The sequence below is a fragment of the Microlunatus spumicola genome, from assembly GCF_039536445.1.
Taxonomy (GTDB): domain Bacteria; phylum Actinomycetota; class Actinomycetes; order Propionibacteriales; family Propionibacteriaceae; genus Microlunatus; species Microlunatus spumicola.
Window position 1 is genome coordinate 600,842 of sequence record NZ_BAAAYR010000001.1, and the last position, 15,864, is coordinate 616,705.

Annotated in this window: 21 protein-coding genes; 4 read left to right on the plus strand and 17 right to left on the minus strand. The window is 74.1% G+C overall.

Translation table 11 applies throughout. From position 1 onward, the window contains the following. Nucleotides 1-117: 117 nt before the first annotated feature. From ABD665_RS02710 to dop, 17 genes are all read right to left on the minus strand, one after another. Entirely contained in the window at nt 118-534 is a 417-nt protein-coding gene (locus ABD665_RS02710) for a hypothetical protein (RefSeq protein ID WP_204912341.1), read from the minus strand. Beyond that, nucleotides 527-1,195: an Asp23/Gls24 family envelope stress response protein gene (locus ABD665_RS02715; RefSeq protein ID WP_204912340.1), complete on the minus strand. Its 669-nt coding sequence runs from the start codon at nt 1,193-1,195 to the stop codon at nt 527-529. The genes ABD665_RS02710 and ABD665_RS02715 overlap by 8 nt, the downstream gene beginning before the upstream one ends. Continuing rightward, complete coding sequence (locus tag ABD665_RS02720; RefSeq protein ID WP_204912339.1) at nt 1,186-1,854, minus strand: sigma-70 family RNA polymerase sigma factor; 669 nt, start codon at nt 1,852-1,854, stop codon at nt 1,186-1,188. The genes ABD665_RS02715 and ABD665_RS02720 overlap by 10 nt, the downstream gene beginning before the upstream one ends. A 49-nt stretch (nt 1,855-1,903) precedes the next feature. Then, nucleotides 1,904-2,581 (minus strand): Asp23/Gls24 family envelope stress response protein, encoded by a 678-nt coding sequence (locus ABD665_RS02725; RefSeq protein ID WP_204912338.1) that lies wholly within the window; start codon nt 2,579-2,581, stop codon nt 1,904-1,906. A gap of 101 nt (nt 2,582-2,682) precedes the next feature. Next, the gene (locus tag ABD665_RS02730; RefSeq protein ID WP_204912337.1) at nt 2,683-3,108 is read right to left on the minus strand and encodes a hypothetical protein; all 426 of its coding nucleotides are present in this window, start codon (nt 3,106-3,108) and stop codon (nt 2,683-2,685) included. An 86-nt stretch (nt 3,109-3,194) separates the two neighbouring features. Beyond that, entirely contained in the window at nt 3,195-3,812 is a 618-nt protein-coding gene (locus tag ABD665_RS02735; protein WP_204912336.1) for an Asp23/Gls24 family envelope stress response protein, read from the minus strand. After that, entirely contained in the window at nt 3,812-4,387 is a 576-nt protein-coding gene (locus ABD665_RS02740) for a DUF6286 domain-containing protein (RefSeq protein ID WP_204912335.1), read from the minus strand. Before ABD665_RS02740 ends, ABD665_RS02735 begins: the two co-directional genes overlap by 1 nt. After that, on the minus strand, nt 4,384-4,761 hold the full coding sequence (locus ABD665_RS02745; RefSeq protein WP_204912334.1) for an Asp23/Gls24 family envelope stress response protein: 378 nt from the start codon (nt 4,759-4,761) through the stop codon (nt 4,384-4,386). The genes ABD665_RS02740 and ABD665_RS02745 overlap by 4 nt, the downstream gene beginning before the upstream one ends. Then, nucleotides 4,758-4,940 (minus strand): hypothetical protein, encoded by a 183-nt coding sequence (locus ABD665_RS02750; protein ID WP_204912333.1) that lies wholly within the window; start codon nt 4,938-4,940, stop codon nt 4,758-4,760. The genes ABD665_RS02745 and ABD665_RS02750 overlap by 4 nt, the downstream gene beginning before the upstream one ends. Nucleotides 4,941-5,016: 76 nt before the next feature. Continuing rightward, nucleotides 5,017-5,520 carry an Asp23/Gls24 family envelope stress response protein gene (locus ABD665_RS02755; protein WP_204912332.1) on the minus strand — a complete coding sequence of 168 codons (504 nt, stop codon included), beginning with the start codon at nt 5,518-5,520 and terminating at the stop codon, nt 5,017-5,019. A 135-nt stretch (nt 5,521-5,655) separates the two neighbouring features. Further along, complete coding sequence (der, locus tag ABD665_RS02760; RefSeq protein WP_204912331.1) at nt 5,656-7,014, minus strand: ribosome biogenesis GTPase Der; 1,359 nt, start codon at nt 7,012-7,014, stop codon at nt 5,656-5,658. 91 nt (nt 7,015-7,105) lie between these two features. After that, on the minus strand, nt 7,106-7,837 hold the full coding sequence (gene cmk / locus ABD665_RS02765) for a (d)CMP kinase (RefSeq protein ID WP_204912330.1): 732 nt from the start codon (nt 7,835-7,837) through the stop codon (nt 7,106-7,108). A gap of 79 nt (nt 7,838-7,916) precedes the next feature. Continuing rightward, a complete protein-coding gene (locus tag ABD665_RS02770) occupies nt 7,917-9,008 on the minus strand; it encodes a prephenate dehydrogenase (RefSeq protein ID WP_204912329.1) in 1,092 nt (363 codons plus the stop codon). 38 nt (nt 9,009-9,046) lie between these two features. Then, the gene (gene prcA, locus ABD665_RS02775) at nt 9,047-9,856 is read right to left on the minus strand and encodes a proteasome subunit alpha (protein ID WP_204912328.1); all 810 of its coding nucleotides are present in this window, start codon (nt 9,854-9,856) and stop codon (nt 9,047-9,049) included. A gap of 29 nt (nt 9,857-9,885) precedes the next feature. Continuing rightward, the gene (gene prcB, locus ABD665_RS02780) at nt 9,886-10,743 is read right to left on the minus strand and encodes a proteasome subunit beta (RefSeq protein ID WP_204912327.1); all 858 of its coding nucleotides are present in this window, start codon (nt 10,741-10,743) and stop codon (nt 9,886-9,888) included. After that, nucleotides 10,740-10,940 (minus strand): ubiquitin-like protein Pup, encoded by a 201-nt coding sequence (locus tag ABD665_RS02785; RefSeq protein ID WP_204912326.1) that lies wholly within the window; start codon nt 10,938-10,940, stop codon nt 10,740-10,742. The genes prcB and ABD665_RS02785 overlap by 4 nt, the downstream gene beginning before the upstream one ends. A gap of 255 nt (nt 10,941-11,195) precedes the next feature. Next, nucleotides 11,196-12,746, minus strand: coding sequence for a depupylase/deamidase Dop (gene dop, locus ABD665_RS02790; protein WP_344740959.1), 1,551 nt, complete (start codon nt 12,744-12,746; stop codon nt 11,196-11,198). Between the two features lie 23 nt (nt 12,747-12,769). On the opposite strand from dop, the gene ABD665_RS02795 reads away from it, so the two are divergent. From ABD665_RS02795 to ABD665_RS02810, 4 genes are all read left to right on the plus strand, one after another. Beyond that, nucleotides 12,770-13,180, plus strand: coding sequence for a DUF3054 family protein (locus tag ABD665_RS02795; protein ID WP_204912325.1), 411 nt, complete (start codon nt 12,770-12,772; stop codon nt 13,178-13,180). Between the two features lie 74 nt (nt 13,181-13,254). Next, nucleotides 13,255-13,656: a universal stress protein gene (locus tag ABD665_RS02800; protein ID WP_204912324.1), complete on the plus strand. Its 402-nt coding sequence runs from the start codon at nt 13,255-13,257 to the stop codon at nt 13,654-13,656. Nucleotides 13,657-13,815: 159 nt separating this feature from the next. Continuing rightward, nucleotides 13,816-15,285: an FAD-binding oxidoreductase gene (locus ABD665_RS02805; RefSeq protein ID WP_344740962.1), complete on the plus strand. Its 1,470-nt coding sequence runs from the start codon at nt 13,816-13,818 to the stop codon at nt 15,283-15,285. Between the two features lie 27 nt (nt 15,286-15,312). Next, nucleotides 15,313-15,819: a DUF4395 family protein gene (locus tag ABD665_RS02810; protein ID WP_204912323.1), complete on the plus strand. Its 507-nt coding sequence runs from the start codon at nt 15,313-15,315 to the stop codon at nt 15,817-15,819. Nucleotides 15,820-15,864 lie beyond the last annotated feature (45 nt).

The window sequence follows — 15,864 nt, forward strand, 5'->3', positions numbered from 1 at the left end:
GACCTCCTGGTGGGGAACCTCTCCCCCGTCAGGACGCCACGACCGGCCCGACCGTCACGCCCGCGCCGCGACCGGTCCTGACCGGTAGAGCGGCCCAGGTCGCGCCGCCGCCCGGGCTCAGGCCGGTTCCTCGATCCGCAGGACGCTGATCTCGAGGGTTCCGGGGACCCAGCCCTGCTGGGTGACGAGCGCGGTCAGCTGCCGGTGGAGCTCGATCGCCGTGGCCCGGGCCTGGTGGTCGGCGCGGGTGGCGACGTTGACGTCGAGGTCGACGACGCGGCCGTGCGTGACGAGCTGGATGCCGTCCAGGCTGCCGCCGCGGGCCAGGCTCTGCACGGCCCCGAGGAGGGTGGGCTCGAGGCGCAGCACGCCGGGGTGGTCGCTGACGACCTGGCCGACGCGCGACCGGAGGACCTCCACGGGGTCCTGGTCGGTGCCGAGCAGCGCGGTGTCGACCAGCCGTGACGGCTCGGCCGCGCCGGCGCCGCCGAGGCCCCCGGCGTCCGTGGAGGTGTCGAAGGCGGGCTCAGACATCGCGCACGTCCTCGACCACGATGTCCACGCGGACCACGTTCATCCCGACCTCCCTGTCGATCACGTCCATCACTGCTCGTCGGAGCTCGTCCGACAGCGTCGGGATGGAAACACCCGCCGCCACGCTCACCCGCAGGGACACCCGCACGTCGGCCGGCACCCGCAGGGCGTCGCCCCCCGCCGCGGCCTCCCCGCCGTCCGGCGGTCCCCCCGGTCCGTCCCCGTCGTACGGGTCGTCGGCCTGTCCCGGAGCGACCGGTTCGGTGACCAGCTCCACGCTGCAGCGGCGGACCTGGACCCCGTCCTGACGGTCGCCGGTCCGGCGCAGGACGGCGGCGACCGCCTGCTCGCTCACGGTCAGCTCCTCGCTCACCTGACCGGGCAGGGGCTTGCTCAGCGGGAGACGGCGGCTGCGGCGCGCCTCCGAGCGGGCGACCTCGAGGATGCGCGCGACGACCTGGGGTCCCGCCTGGAGCTGCGGGTCCTCCTCGTCGGCGACGCGCAGCTGCGAGGTGGCCCGCTCGAGGGCGAGCAGGCTGTCGCGGGCCGGCCCGCAGAACGGGCAGGTGCGCTCGTGCGGGGTGGGCGGCTGGTCGATGTTGTCCCACACGTCGTCGATGTCCCGGCCGCAGCCGAGCTGGGTCGAGGCGCTCACCGCCATGCGCCCATTCCTTTCGTGAGGTTCTGGCGTGCTCGGGCCAGACGTCCTCTGACCGTGGAGACGGGCAGGTTCATGGCGAAGGCGATCTCGGGGTACGTCAGGTCGTGCAGCTCGCGCAGCACCCAGCATGCGCGCTGCTCGTCGGGCAGCCGGCGCAGCATCTCGTCGAGCCCGCGCAACGACGCGGCGTACTGGGCGGCGGCCGCCGGGTCGTCGGCCTCGTCCACGGGCAGCTCGCGCTCGAGGTCGTCCGCGTCGGTGGCGTCGGTCTGGCGGCGGCTCCGGGTCCTCAGGACGCTGAGGCAGCGCCGCGTGGCCAGCTGGTAGATCCAGCGGTGGAACGCCTGCACGTCGACGAGCGACGGGAGCTTGCGCCACACGAGCACGAGGCAGTCCTGGACGACGTCCTCGGCCTCGCCCCGGTCGCCGAGCATCCGGTAGGCCAGCCGGAACACCGGGCCCTGGTAGCGGTGCACGATCAGCTCGAAGGCCGCGAGGTCCCCGTCCTGGGCGCGACCGACGACGGTCGCCTCCTCGAGCCCGCCCGGGTAGGGCGCAGCACCGGCGGGGCCGTCGTGCGGCACCCCCTCGCCGTGCGCGGCGACGCCCGGCGGCCCGTCCTGCGGGTCCGCCGGGCGTTCCCGGTCCTCGATCTCCACATCACTCCGTTCGTCACGCGCTCCTCGTGCCCGCTCCCGTCCAACGGGATCAGGAGGTGCGCGGTTCCTCCGCGGACGGGGCCACGACGACGACCTCGTCGGCCACGATCACCCGGTCCGCGCGCACCACGCGCGTCATCGGGTCCGGCTCGACGTCCGGCTCGGAGCCCGCGTCCGCGACCAGCGCGACGACCGGCGTGCTCGTGGGCTCGACGGGCGTCGGCTCCGCGGTGACGTCGCTCGCCCGCACGGGTGCGTCGTCGGGCACCTCAGCGGCGGCAGGCACCTCGGTCGGGGCGGGGTCGTTCGCGGCGACGGCCTCGGGCACGTCGTCGGCGGGGTCGTGGAGGTCGGCGACGGTGACGTTGACCTCGAGCACCCGGAGCCCGGTGTCCCGGGCGACGCCGGCGAGCACGGCGGAGCGCACCCGGTCGGCCACCTCGACGGCGCGTGAACCGTTCTCGAGCACGAGGCTGAGGTCGAGGGCCACGGACTCCGGCCCGACCTCGACGCTGACGCCGCTGCCGTACGTGGGGCGTCCGCCCGGCACCCGGCCGAGGGCCCGCACGAGCGCGCGGCCGCCCGGGCTGCCGAGCGCGTGCACGCCGTCGACCGAGGTCGCGGCGCGGGTGGCGCTGTCCTGCACCCGCGCGGCGGGCGAGAGCGGTCGGGCGGCGGGCGCGGGCGCCGCGCCGGTGGGGCGTACGGGGGTGTCGGTCTGGGTCACGAGAGGTTCTCCTTCGGAGGCAGTATGCGGGCTGGACGGGACCCGCGCGGCGTTCGACGACGGGAACGACGGGGGTTCGTCGTGCCGCGCGGGTCCGTGGGTCAGCGCTTCTCTTCCTGCTTCAGGGCCAGCCCGAGGCCCATGAAGGTCGGTGCCCAGTGGCCGATGAAGATGCCCCAGCGGTCGGACTGGCTCTTGTCGTCACCCGTCTTGTTCCGGCTGATGACCCACGACGCCAGCGAGAGCCCGATCGAGGCGAACGCACCCGCGTACGCCCACTCGCTGCGCACGCCGAGCTTGTGGAGCCGGTTCACGACACCGTGCCCGTCCTGGACGTCGTCGACCGCGTCCTGCACCCGGTCCGACACCCGTCCGGCGGTGTCCCGGACCGCGTCTCCGGCGTCCTCGGCGACGTGCCGGGCCTTGCGCGCCGCGTCGTCTGCGACGTCCTTCGCCTGGTCCGTGGCGTCGTCCGCCGCGTCCCTGACCGTGCCGGCGACGTCCTCGGCCTTGTCCTGGATCCCCATGTGCCGTTCTCCTTCTGGTGGTGCTGCTGCGTGGTGCGGGTGAGGGTGGTGCGGGAGCGGGCGACCCGGAGGTCGCCCGCTCGCCGTCAGAGGGTGATGTGGTCCCGGCGCCGGCGGGGGGTGTCGACCTCGACCTGGACGCCGAGCCGGCGCACCTGGGTGTCGAGGGCGTCCCCGAGGTCGCGCACGGGGCCCGCCTCGATCTGCTGGAGCAGGCGGGCGATGTCCGTCCGGTCCCCCGCCGTGACCTTGACGGTCAGGTCGGGACGCCGGGCGTCGCCGCGCAGGACCGCCGACGCCGACTCGACGCCGGGCAGGTCGGTGATCTGCGCCTCGACGGCGTCGGTGAGGACGCCGGGCGAGCAGCGGGTGAGGCCGCCCTCCACCTCGTCCTCGAGCCGGAGCGGTCGGGCCGCGTTGGTCCTCGGGATCTGCGCGACCAACCAGGCCAGGCCCAGGAGCGCCACGACGACGCCGACGACGGCGACCACGAGGACGACCCCCGTGATCCCGAGGGCCGTGGCCGTGGCGGAACCCGCGACCTTCGCGTCCGGGGTGGGTCGTGCCAGGTCGAGGCCGACCAGGCGGCCCAGCGGTGCGAGCTGACCGGTGCCGACGACGAAGCCGGCGGCCCCCGCGAGCAGGAGGACGAGCCCGACGACGGTGATCCAGGTGCGGTTCAGGCCCGCGGCGTGCTGACGCATCAGAGCTCCTTGGTGCGGACGGTGGCGGTGACGCGGGGCTGCGGGGCCACGCTGGCCGAGGCGAGGGCCTCGGTGACCAGGGCGACGACGCGCGACCGGACCTGGTCGCGCTGCTCCGACCCCGTGGTGACGTCGAGGTGCACGCGCCGGCCGGAGGCGGACGCGGACACCTTGTCGACGCCGTCGACGAGGTCGGCCCGGCTCGCGGCGAGCCGGGCGAGCGAGCGGTGCGAGATGACGAAGTCGCGCTCCGCGACGACGCCGGCCCCGCGGGTGCTGTCGAGGCGGCTCGAGGTGTACGAGCCGGGCTTGAGCCCGGCGACCACGAGCACGAGGCCCAGCAGGACGGCCACGCCGGCGGCCACGAGCATCGCGACCGAGCCCCAGGTGAGGCCGGCGACCGCGGAGGCCGGGGCCGTCACCTGGGTCGCCCAGCGACCGGTGACGAGCCGCGAGATCGCGGCGACGGCCGTCAGCGCGCCGAGGGCGAGCAGGAGCACGGCCACGACGGACGCGGGGACGGTCCGGCTCGGGCGGCGGCGGAGGCGGCCGGAACGGGAGTCCGTACGGCTCATCGGAGGCTCTCCTTGCGGGTCGGGTTGTCGTCGCCGGCCACGCTGAGGAACGTGACCTCGACGTCGAGGCGGCGGACCTCCACGCCGGCCAGCTCGCGGACGCGGGTGACGACGTGGTGGCGCAGGGCGCGGGTGGTCTCCCGGATCGATCCGGGGTAGGCGACGCCGACCTTGACGGACACGTCCGCGTGGTCGCCGGACAGGTCGACGTCGACCTGAGGGCGGGCGCTGCGGTCGTCGTGGGACCCGAGGCCGAGCAGGCCGCCGCTGCGGCCGTGGACGGTGCCGACCTCGGCCGCCGCCTGCCCGGCGATCTTCTCGACGACCGTGTCGGCGAGGACGAGCCGGCCGCGCCGGGCCGCGGGTGCGCTCATCGCTTCTCGGTCGTGCGCCCGGCCAGGGCGGCGACGTCGAGCCGGCCGTCGAGGACGAGCCCGACGGCGAGGCCGATCGCCCCGAAGACGAGGACGATCATGAACGAGCCGAACGTGCCGAAGGCGGCGGTGAGGCCGAGGACGAGGCCCACGAACAGGGCGGTGGTGCTGCGTGACATCAGCGTTTCCTTCTCGAGGTCAGGGGGTGCCGGTCACCCGGGCCGACCTGTCGGTCGGCCCGGGTTCCGGCGGGGATCAGCGCAGGTCGTCGTCGGACGACGACGACGAGTCGCCGTCCTCGTCCGGCAGGTGCACGTCGGAGACGTTCACGTCGACCGAGACGACGTCGAGCCCGGTGCCGTGCTCGACGGCGGAGATGACGTTCTCGCGGATCTGCTCGCTCACGGTGACGACCGAGGCGCCGTACTCGATGACGACCGAGATGTCGATCGCGGTCTCGCGCTCGCCCTTCTCGACCGACACGCCGCCCGAGACGCTCGGCTGCGTGGAGCCGGGGATCCGCTGGGCGAGGTTGCCGATGGCGCGGCGCGCGGCGTTGCCCATGGCGTAGACGCCGGACACGTCGCGGGCGGCGATCCCGGCGATCTTGGCGACGACACCGTCGGCGATGGTGGTGTCACCGTGCTCGGTGTGGAGCGCGTCGAGCTCCTTGGGCTGGTTGCGCTCGGCGTACTTCGCGGCCTGGGCCTGGGCCTGACGACGCTCTTCGCCGGTGGCGGGCACGACGGACTGCGACATGCGGTGCTCCTTCAGTGTCTGGTGTGACGGTCATGAAGGAGGACGCCACGGTCGGACCGACCGTCACGCGTCAGATGAAAAAAGTTTCAACGACCCCGCTCCGGGCTGCCGCACGCAGCCCGGGCAGGGGTCGGGTCAGCGCTTGCCGCGCTTCTCGCGCGCCCGCACCTCGACGTGCACGGGCGTGCCGACGAAGCCGAACTCCTCGCGCAGCCGCCGCTCGACGAACCGCAGGTAGCCGGGCTCCAGCTGGCCGCTGGTGAAGAGCACGAAGGTCGGCGGGCCGGCCTGCGCCTGGGTGCCGAAGAGGATCCGGGGCTGCTTGCCGCTGCGCACCGGGTGCGGGTGGGCGGCGACGATCCGGCCGAGGAACGCGTTGAGCTTGCCCGTCGAGATCCGGGTCTCCCAGCTCGCGAGGGCCTCCTGCAGGGCCGGGCCGAGCCGGTCGACGTGGCGGCCCGTCATCGCGGAGATGTTGACGTGCGACGCCCACGCGAAGGGCGCGACCTCCTGCTCGACCTCGCGGCTGAGGTACTTGCGACGCTCCTCGTCGGTCAGGTCCCACTTGTTGTAGGCGATGACCAGCGCGCGCCCGGTCTCCTCGACCGAGGTCATGATCCGGACGTCCTGCTCGGTCAGCGGCACGCTGGCGTCGAGCACGGCCACGCACACCTCGGCGCGCTCGATCGCGCCCTGGGTGCGCAGGCTGGCGTAGTACTCGTGGCCCGACGCCTCCTTGACCCGGCGGCGGATGCCGGCCGTGTCGATGAAGACGTACGTGTGGCCGTCGACCTCGACGAGCTCGTCGACCGGGTCGACGGTGGTGCCGGCGACGTTGTCGACGACCACGCGCTGCTGCTTGGCCAGCTTGTTGAGCAGGCTGGACTTGCCGACGTTCGGCTTGCCGACGATGGCGACGCGACGGGGCCCGCGCTCGGCGTCGTAGTCGATCTCGGGGGCCGGCGGCAGCACGTCGAGGATGGCGTCGAGCAGGTCGCCGCTCCCCCGGCCGTGCAGGGCGGACACCGGGTAGGGCTCGCCCAGGCCCAGGTTCCACATGCTCGCGGCCTCGGCCTCGGTGCGCTGGTCGTCGACCTTGTTGACGGCGAGGACGACCGGCTTTTTGCTCTTGCGCAGGACGCGCACCACGGCCTGGTCGCTGTCGAGGGTCCCGACGGTCCCGTCGACGACGAGCAGGACGGCGTCCGCGGTCGCGATGGCGAGCTCGGCCTGCTCGGCGATCTGCGCGGCCAGGCCCTTCGCGTCGGGCGCCCAGCCGCCCGTGTCGACCAGCACGAAGGAGCGGCCGTTCCAGTCGGCGTCGTACGAGACGCGGTCGCGGGTCACGCCGGGGATGTCCTGCACGACCGCCTCGCGGCGGCCGATGATGCGGTTGACCAGGGTGGACTTGCCGACGTTCGGGCGGCCGACCACCGCCACCACGGGGAGGGTTCGGGCGGGGCTGGGGACGGCGGGAACCGCGGTCTCGGTCATGTCACTCCGGTGGGGCTGAGGTGTTTCGCCTACCCCCGACCGGGGGCGACGCACGATCCTCCAGAGTAGCCGGACCCGCGCAGGGTGGTCCCTAGCGCGCGACGGCGGGGTCGTACGCCGCCGGCACGAGCGCGCAGATGGCGTCGATGACCTGCTCGAGCGTGAGCTCGGTCGAGTCGAGGACCGTCACGCCCGGCGCGGCGTCGTGGAACGCGGCGACGGTCGAGTCGTCGCGGTCACGGCGGACCACCTGGTCGTGCACGGCCTCGGCGTCGACGTGCTCGCCGAGCTCGGCGTGGCGGCGGGCCACCCGCGCCGCGGGGTCGGCCACGAGCAGCACGCGGACCGGGGCCTCCGGCGCGACGACGGTGGTGATGTCGCGGCCCTCGGCCACGATCCCGCCGGCGGCGTCGGCGATGACCTGCTTCTGCCGCGCGACGAGGTCGGCGCGGACGGCGAGGTTGGTGGCGACGGCGCTGACCGCGGCCGAGACGTCGGGGTCGCGGATCGCGGTCGTCACGTCGTGGCCGTCGATCGTGACGCTGTGGTGGGCGGGGTCGAGCTCGAGGACGAGCTGCGAGCGGGCCACCAGGTCGGCGACGGCGTCGGTGTCGGTCAGGTCCACGCCCTCGTGCACGGCGAGCCACGTCACGGCGCGGTACATCGCGCCGGTGTCGAGGTACGCCAGGCCCAGCCGGGCCGCGACCCCGCGGGACGTGCTGGACTTGCCGGACCCGCTGGGCCCGTCGATCGCCACGACGAGCGGAGCGTCGCTGAGGAGGGGGTGGCCGGGGGTCCCGGAGGTTCGCGGGGCGTCGGACATCTGGCCACCCTATCGATCCTGGGGACCTTCCCCGGCCCACGCTCGCGGCCGTCCGCCCCCGGGCGCCTCCTCCGGCGGGTCAGACCACCGTCCAGCCGCCGTCGCGCATGACCACGGCGAGGCCCTCGGCCCGCTCGGGCTGGACGGACAGGGTCAGGTAGCCGACCTGCCGGCTGGCGTCGTGCTCGATCGCGATGTCCTCGACGTTGACGCCCGCGGCCTCGACGTCACCGAACAGGCGGGCGAGCGCACCCGGCTCGTCGGGGATCGCCACGACGACCTGCTCGTACGGCACGGCCGCGCTCCCGTGCTTGCCCGGGATCCGGCGGGTGCCGTCCACGCCACGCTCCAGCTCCCGGCTCAGCGAGAGGTCGGCGGGCGCCTCGTCGGTCGGAGCGGTCTCGACGGCGGTGATGAGGCGGTCGAGGGAGACGGCCACCTGCCGCAGCTCGCGGAGGACGGCGGTCGCGTTGGCGCGCACGATCTGCTGCCACAGGCCCGGGTCACCGCCCGCGATGCGGGTGACGTCGCGCAGACCCTGCCCGGCGAGGACGAGGTCCTCCTCGGGGACGTCGGTCAGGTGGCCGGCCATGAGCACGGACACGAGGTGCGGCAGGTGCGAGACCCGCGCGACGGCTGCGTCGTGGTCGTCGACGTCCAGGGTGACCAGCCGCGCCCGGCAGGCGCGGACGAGCTCGACGACCCGGGCCGTGGAGGCCTCGGCGCTCTTGCGGTGCGGCGTCACGACCCAGGTCCGGTCGACGAAGAGGTCGCCGTCCGCGGTGACCGGTCCCGAGTGGTGCGACCCGGCCATGGGGTGCGAGCCGACGTAGCGGGTCAGGTCGACGGGACGTTCCCAGAGGGCGTCGAGCACGCCGGCCTTGACCGAGCCGACGTCCGTGACCGTGGCGTACGGGTAGGTCTGCAGGCTCTCCCCCACGACGTCCGCGATCGTGCGCGGGGGCACGGCGACGACGACGAGGCCGACCTCGGAGGGTTCGGCAGGCTCGGCCGTCCCCGCCCCGAGCCCGGCCGCGACCATCGCGTGGCTCGGCACGGCGTCGACGAGGTGGACCCGCCAGCCGGCGCCGGTCAGCGCGTGGCCGATCGACGCCCCGACCAGGCCGGCCCCGACGACCACCGTCACCGGCGGGCCGGCCTCGGTCCTCATGCGGGAGCGCTCATCTTGCGGTGCTCATGCTGCGGCGCTCATGCCCCGGGGGTCGGCGCGCCGGGCAGGTCGACCTCCGGCGCGTCGGGCGAGGTGGTGGACGCGCTCGGCGGCGCGTCCGCCGCCACCGCGGCCGGCTGCGGCGCCCCGTCGAGGAGCGCGGCGAGCCGCTGGCCCGCCACCCGACGGAACTTCCGCGGCAGGGCCCGCGTGCGGTCGAGCACGGCGACCTCGAGCGCGTCGACGCCGAGCTCGCGGACCGGCGCACCGGGACCGCCGTCGGAGCCGAGGGCGTGCACCGCCAGCTGGACCGCGGCCGCGAGGTCGAGGCCGTCGGCGTAGCCGGAGCGGACCACGTCGGCGATCGCCTCGGCGGACCCGCCCATGACGGCGAAGTGCTCCTCGTCCCCGATCGACCCGTCGTAGGTCAGCCGGTAGATCTGGTCGTCCGCCGCCGTCGCGCCGAGCTCGGCCACGATGATCTCGACCTCGTACGGCTTCTCGCCGCCGGAGGAGAAGATCCCGCCGAGCAGCTGGGCGTACGCGTTGGCCAGGCCGCGCGCGGTGACGTCGGTCCGGTCGTAGCTGTAGCCCCGCAGGTCGGCGTAGCGGATGCCGGCCTGGCGCAGCGTGTCGAACTCGTTGTAGCGCCCGACGGCGGCGAAGCCGATCCGGTCGTAGATCTCCCCGACCTTGTGCAGCGCCTGCGAGCGGTTCTCCGCGACGAAGACGATGCCGTCGGCGTAGTGCAGGACGACGACCGACCGGCCGCGACCGATGCCCTTGCGCGCGAAGTCGGCCCGGTCCTTCATCTGCTGCTCGGGCGCGACGTAGAACGGGCTAGACACGGGATCCCTCCACGGTGTGCAGGACGGGGTCAGACAACGCGGGCCTCCGGTCCGTCGGGGCGTACGCGGCGGGCGGCGACCAGGCGGTCCACCATCGCGCCGACCTGGTCGTCGCCGACGCGCTGCACGCCGTCGGGCCCGGCGATCATGACGACCGGGAAGATCCGGCGGGCCATGTCCGGGCCGCCGGTCGCCGAGTCGTCGTCGGCCGCGTCGTAGAGCGCCTGGAGGACGGCCATCGTCGTGTCGGCGACGGCGAGGTCGGGCGCGTACAGCTTCTTGAGCGCGCCGCGGGCGAAGATCGAGCCGGAGCCGACGGAGAAGAAGGAGTGCTCCTCGTAGCGGCCGCCGGCGGCGTCGTAGGAGAAGATCCGGCCCATCTCGGCCGCCTCGTCCCAACCGGCGAAGAGCGGCACGACGGCCAGGCCCTGCATCGCGAGCGGCAGGTTGCCCCGGATCATCGTCGCGAGCCGGTTGGCCTTGCCGACCAGGGACAGCGAGGCGCCCTCGATCTTCTCGTAGTGCTCGAGCTCGACCTGGAACAGCCCGACCATCTCGACGGCCAGGCCGGCCGCGCCGGCGATGCCGACCAGGGAGAACTCGTCGGCCGGGAAGACCTTCTCGATGTCGCGCTGGGCGATCATGTTCGACATCGTGGCCCGCCGGTCACCGGCCATCACCACGCCGCCCGGGAACGTGGCCGCGACGATCGTCGTCGCGTGCGGCGTCAGGTCGGCGAGCGACGTCGACGAACCGCCGGTCGTGCGCGAGGTCGGCAGGACGTCGGGCGCGACCGAGGCCGCCAGCTCGACGAAGGACGAGGTGCCGGCGCGCAGGAACGCCTCCGGCAGACCGCCCCGAGAGCGGTCGGTGGAGCTGTCGCTCACTGGCCACCCTTCTGCACGAACGAGCGCACGAACTCCTCGGCGTTGACCTCGAGGACCCCGTCGATCTCGTCGAGCAGCGAGTCGACGTCCGAGTCGAGCTCGGCCTTGTGGGCGCTGTCGACGGCGGGCAGGTCCTCGACCGTCTCCTCGTCGTCGGACTTCCGCGTACGCCGGTGGGTCTGCTCGGACTCGGGCATGAGCACTCCTCGTGGTGGGCTGCGGCCAGCCTAGTCAGGACGGCTGACAGTTCCCGGCCGTCCCGCGCCGGGCCTCACCCACGCCGGCGACCGTGCGGGTCAGGGGCTGGGGGCGCGAGTCACAGGACTTTCACGTTTACGTGAAACCCCGGTACTGACCACGGCAGATCTGCCGTGGTCAGTACGGGTCTTTCACGTAAACGTGAAAGTCCTGGGACAGGTGGGACGACTACCTGGCCCGGGGCGGCGTACGGGTCAGCGGCCGAGGGCGGCGAAGAGGTCGGAGACGTCGGTGCAGGCGTCGAGCATCGCGCCGACCTGCTCGGCGGTGCCGCGCAGGGGGTCGAGCAGGGGGACGCGCTGGAGGGCGGGGCGGTCGGGCACGTCGAAGATCACCGAGTCCCACGAGGCCGCGACCACGGAGGAGCCGAAGAGCTCCATGACCCGGCCGCGGAAGTAGGCGCGGGTGTCGGCCGGCGGGTGGGTGCGCGCGTGCTCGATCTCGTCGTCCGTGATCAGCCGGCGGATCCGGCCCTTGGCGGCGAGCGCGGCGTAGAGGCTGCGCGACGGGTCGACGTCGGCGTACTGGAGGTCGATCGCCGCGAGCTTGGGCGCGTCCCAGCCGAGGCCGTCGCGGGCGCGGTAGGACTCCATCAGCGCGAGCTTGGCGACCCAGTCGAGCCGGTCGGCGAGCAGGGTCACGTCGGTCGCCAGCTGGTCGAGGGTCTCCTGCCACGCCGCGAACAGGGCCTCCGCCTCCGCCCGGCCCGCCGCGGGCAGGCCGTCGGCGGCGGGCGAGGCCAGCAGCGCCCGGCAGCGCTCGAGGTAGACGCGCTGGATCTCGACCGCGGTCATCCGCCGGCCGTCGGCGAGCTCGAGCGGGACGCGGCAGGACAGGTCGTGGCTGACCGCGCGCATCGCCGCGACCGGCGTGGCGAGCCGCAGGTCGGTGCCGAGCGTCCCGGCCTCGACCACGCGCAGCACCCAGGCCGCGGTGCCGACCTTGAGCCAGGTCGAGGTCTCGGAGAGGTTGGCGTCGCCGGTGATCACGTGCAGCCGGCGGTGCTTGGCCGCGTCGGCGTGCGGCTCGTCGCGGGTGTTGATGATCGGCCGGTTGAGGGTCGTCTCCAGCCCGACCTCGGCCTCGAAGAAGTCGGCGCGCTGGCTGATCTGGAAGCCCGACGTCTGGCTGGCCTGCCCGATGCCGACCCGACCGGCGCCCGTGAACACCTGCCGCGTCACGAGGAACGCCGTGAACTGCGTGACCACCCGGTCGAAGGGCGTGCTCCGCTGCAGCAGGAAGTTCTCGTGCGTCCCGTACGACGCGCCCTTGCCGTCGGTGTTGTTCTTGTAGAGGCGGATCTGCCGGCCGGCGTAGACCGAGGCCCGCTGGGCCGCGATCGCCATCACCTTGTCGCCGGCCTTGTCGAAGCGGACCACGTCGAGCGCGGTGGTCACCTCGGGGCCCGAGTACTCCGGGTGCGCGTGGTCGACGTAGAGCCGGGCGCCGTTGGTGAGGATGACGTTGGCCATACCGAGGTCGCTGTCGGTCAGCTGGTCGGGGTGCGCGCTCGAGCGGGCGACCTCGTAGCCCCGGATGTCGCGCAGCGGCGACTCCGTCTCGTAGTCCCAGCCCGCCGGGCGCCCGTCGGCCGAGGTGCCGGCCCCGCTGCCGTACGCCTTGACCACGTGGTTCGACAGCTGCATCGGGTGCAGGTCGTCCTCGCCGGTCCGGCCGGCGGGGGCGCTGATCCCGTACTCGGTCTCGATGCCCATGACCACCTGGCGACGTACGGGTTCGGGCATGGGCGCCAGCGTAATGTCGGCTCATGAAGGACTCCCGCGTCGCACCCGCCGCCTCCGTCGCGCTCGTCGACCTCGTGCTCGTCCTCGTCTTCGCGGGCATCGGTCGCGTCAGCCACGGCGAGGACCTCGGGCTCACGGGGATGGCCCGGACCGCGGGCCCGTTCCTGGCCGGCTGGCTGGTCGGGTGGGTCCTCGTCGCCCTGGTGCCGGCGACCCGGTCCCGGCCGCGGGGCCTGGCGGCCGGTGCGCTGGTCTGGGTGGCCGTCGTGGCGATCGGCATGCTCCTGCGCGTCGCCACGGGCCAGGGCGTCGAGACGTCGTTCGTGGTCGTCACCGTCATCGTGGTCGGCGTCTTCCTGCTGGGGTGGCGCGGGATCGCCGCCCTGGTGACGCGGGTGCGGGGCCGGTCGGCCTCCCCCGCCGCCCAGGTGTGAGCCGGCCCGCTTTTCGCTACATTGACCGGACAAAGTTCCGCAGCCGCGCGAACCGCACCCACCCGGAGGTCTCCATGACCGTCGCCGTCGCCCACCAGGTCTCCTCGACCAGCCGCATCGCGCTCGCCGAGGCGGCGCGGCAGGCCTCCATGAGGCGGACCGACCTCGCCGTGCTGCACGTCGTCGAGTCGCTCGACCTCGACATCGCCGCGGCGAACCGGTCCGGGATCTCCGACGAGGTGGAGCGGGTGCTCACCGACGGCGGCCTGGACGTGGCGTGGGAGCTGCACCTGGCCACCGGCGAGGAGAACGTCGCCAGCGCCATCCTCAGCCTCGTGGACGACGTCGACGCCGAGGTCCTCGTGATCGGCGCGCGGCGCCGCTCGCCCGTGGGCAAGTTCCTGCTGGGCAGCGTCACCCAGACGCTGATCCTCCAGGCCGAGGTCCCGGTGCTCGTCGTGAAGGACCACGGCTGACCCCGGTCCGCAGCGTGTGACGCACGTCACACGAACGCCCGGTAACGCCGCGGGGCCGACGGGCGATGAAACCCCCGAGAGCCAGCGTCTACCTGACCCCCCGAGCAGGCAGCCGTTGGCTCTCGTCACGCCCGGACGCCCTCGGTGCACGATGGAGGGGTGATCACCCTGCCGTTGCGGTCCCGCCGTCCGAGCACCTCCGACCAGGACGCCGCCCGGGCCGACGAGGTCCGCGGGGCGCTCGCGGCGGTGCTGCCCGCGGACGCCTTCGTCACCACGCCGGAGTCCGTCGAGCGCTACAGCCACGACGAGGCCGAGTGGGCGCCGTACGTCCCCGCCCTCGCCGTCGTCCGCCCGCGCACCGCCGAGCAGGTCCAGGCCGTCGTCCGGGTCTGCCTCGAGCACCGGGTCCCCGTCGTGCCCCGCGGCGCCGGGACCGGGCTCTCCGGCGGCGCGAACGCCATGGCGGGCTCCGTGGTCGTCAGCCTGGAGGCGATGGACGCGGTCCTCGAGGTGAACCCGGTGGAGCGCTACGCGGTCGTGCAGCCCGGCGTGGTCAACGACGACCTGCGGGCGACCGTCGCCGCGCAGGGCCTCTGGTACCCGCCGGACCCGGCCAGCTCGCCCTGGGCGACCATCGGCGGCAACGTCGCCACCAACGCCGGCGGCGTCTGCTGCGTCAAGTACGGCGTCACCCGCGACTACGTGCTGGCCCTGCAGGTCGTGACCGGGACCGGCGAGCTGGTGCGCGTGGGCCGGCGGACGGCCAAGGGCGTCGCCGGCTACGACCTGACCGCGCTGATGGTCGGCTCCGAGGGCACCCTCGGCATCGTCACCGAGGTCACCGTCCGGCTGCGGCCGGCGCGACCGCCGGAGCAGACGGTCGTCGGCCACTTCTCCTCCCTCGTGGCCGCCGGCGAGGCCGTCGCGGCGGTGACCCGGAGCGGCGTCGTGCCGTCGGCCCTGGAGCTGCTCGACCGGCACTGCCTGCGCGCCGTGGAGGACTGGCAGCACCTCGGCCTCGAGGCCGACGCGGCCGCGATCCTGCTCGCCCGGGTGGACTCCCCCGGCGCGGCCGGCGACGCGGAGGCCGAGGCGGTGCGGCTGGCCTTCGAGCTGGGCGGCGCCACCTGGTCGGCGCGTTCCGAGGACCCGCAGCAGGCCGAGGCCCTGTTCGCCGCGCGGCGGCTGGCCTACCCCGCGCTGGAGCGGCTCGGCCCGGTCCTCACCGAGGACGTCTGCGTGCCCCTCGCCGCGGTCCCCACGATGCTCGCGCGCATCGAGGACGTCGCCGCCCGCTTCGACGTGCACATCGCGAACATCGCCCACGCCGGTGACGGCAACCTCCACCCGCTGCTGATGACCCCGCCCGGCGACGAGGCGGCCCGGACGCGGGCGCAGGCGGCGTTCGAGGAGATCCACGCCACGGCCATCGCCCTCGGCGGGACCGTCACGGGCGAGCACGGCGTCGGCCTGCTCAAGCGGGGCGGGCTCGTCGCCGAGTCGGAGCCGGCCGTGATCGCGATGCACCACGCCATCCGCGCGGCGCTCGACCCGGCCGGCATCCTGAACCCGGGCAAGGTCGTTGCCGAGCCCGCAGCGCCGGACGAGGACCGGCCCGCGGAATAGCGCCCGCGGGGCTCGGGTTCGGTCCGCGTGACGTCACGCGTACGGGAGCTGCTCTCGTTCCCCAACCCGGTCAACGAGCTCGCGGCCCGTACGGTCGCCGCGGGCGTCGCCGTGCTGGCGGCGCTGACGCTGGCGACAGGCTGGGACTGGCTGCTCGTGCTGCTTGCCGTCGGGTTCCTGGCCCGCACGGCCGCAGGACCCCGGTTCAGCCTGCTCGGCCGGCTCGCGACCCAGGTCGTCGCCCCGCAGCTCGGGATGCCCCGCTTCGTCCCCGGACCGCCGAAGCGCTTCGCGCAGACCATCGGGCTGGTCCTCACGACCGTGGCGGCCGTCGCCGCGTACGGGTTCGGAGCGGTCCTGCTGCCGATGCTGCTGATCGCGGTGCTGCTCGTCTTCGCCCTGCTCGAGTCGGTCCTCGGCTTCTGCGCCGGCTGCTGGATGTTCGGCCACCTGATGCGCTGGGGCGTCATCCCCGCCGACACCTGCGAGGCGTGCAACGACGTCTCCAGGCGCTACGCGACCAGCGGCGCCTAAACCCGGACGAGCGCGGCGCGCGCACCCGCCCACCGCCGGAGCGTG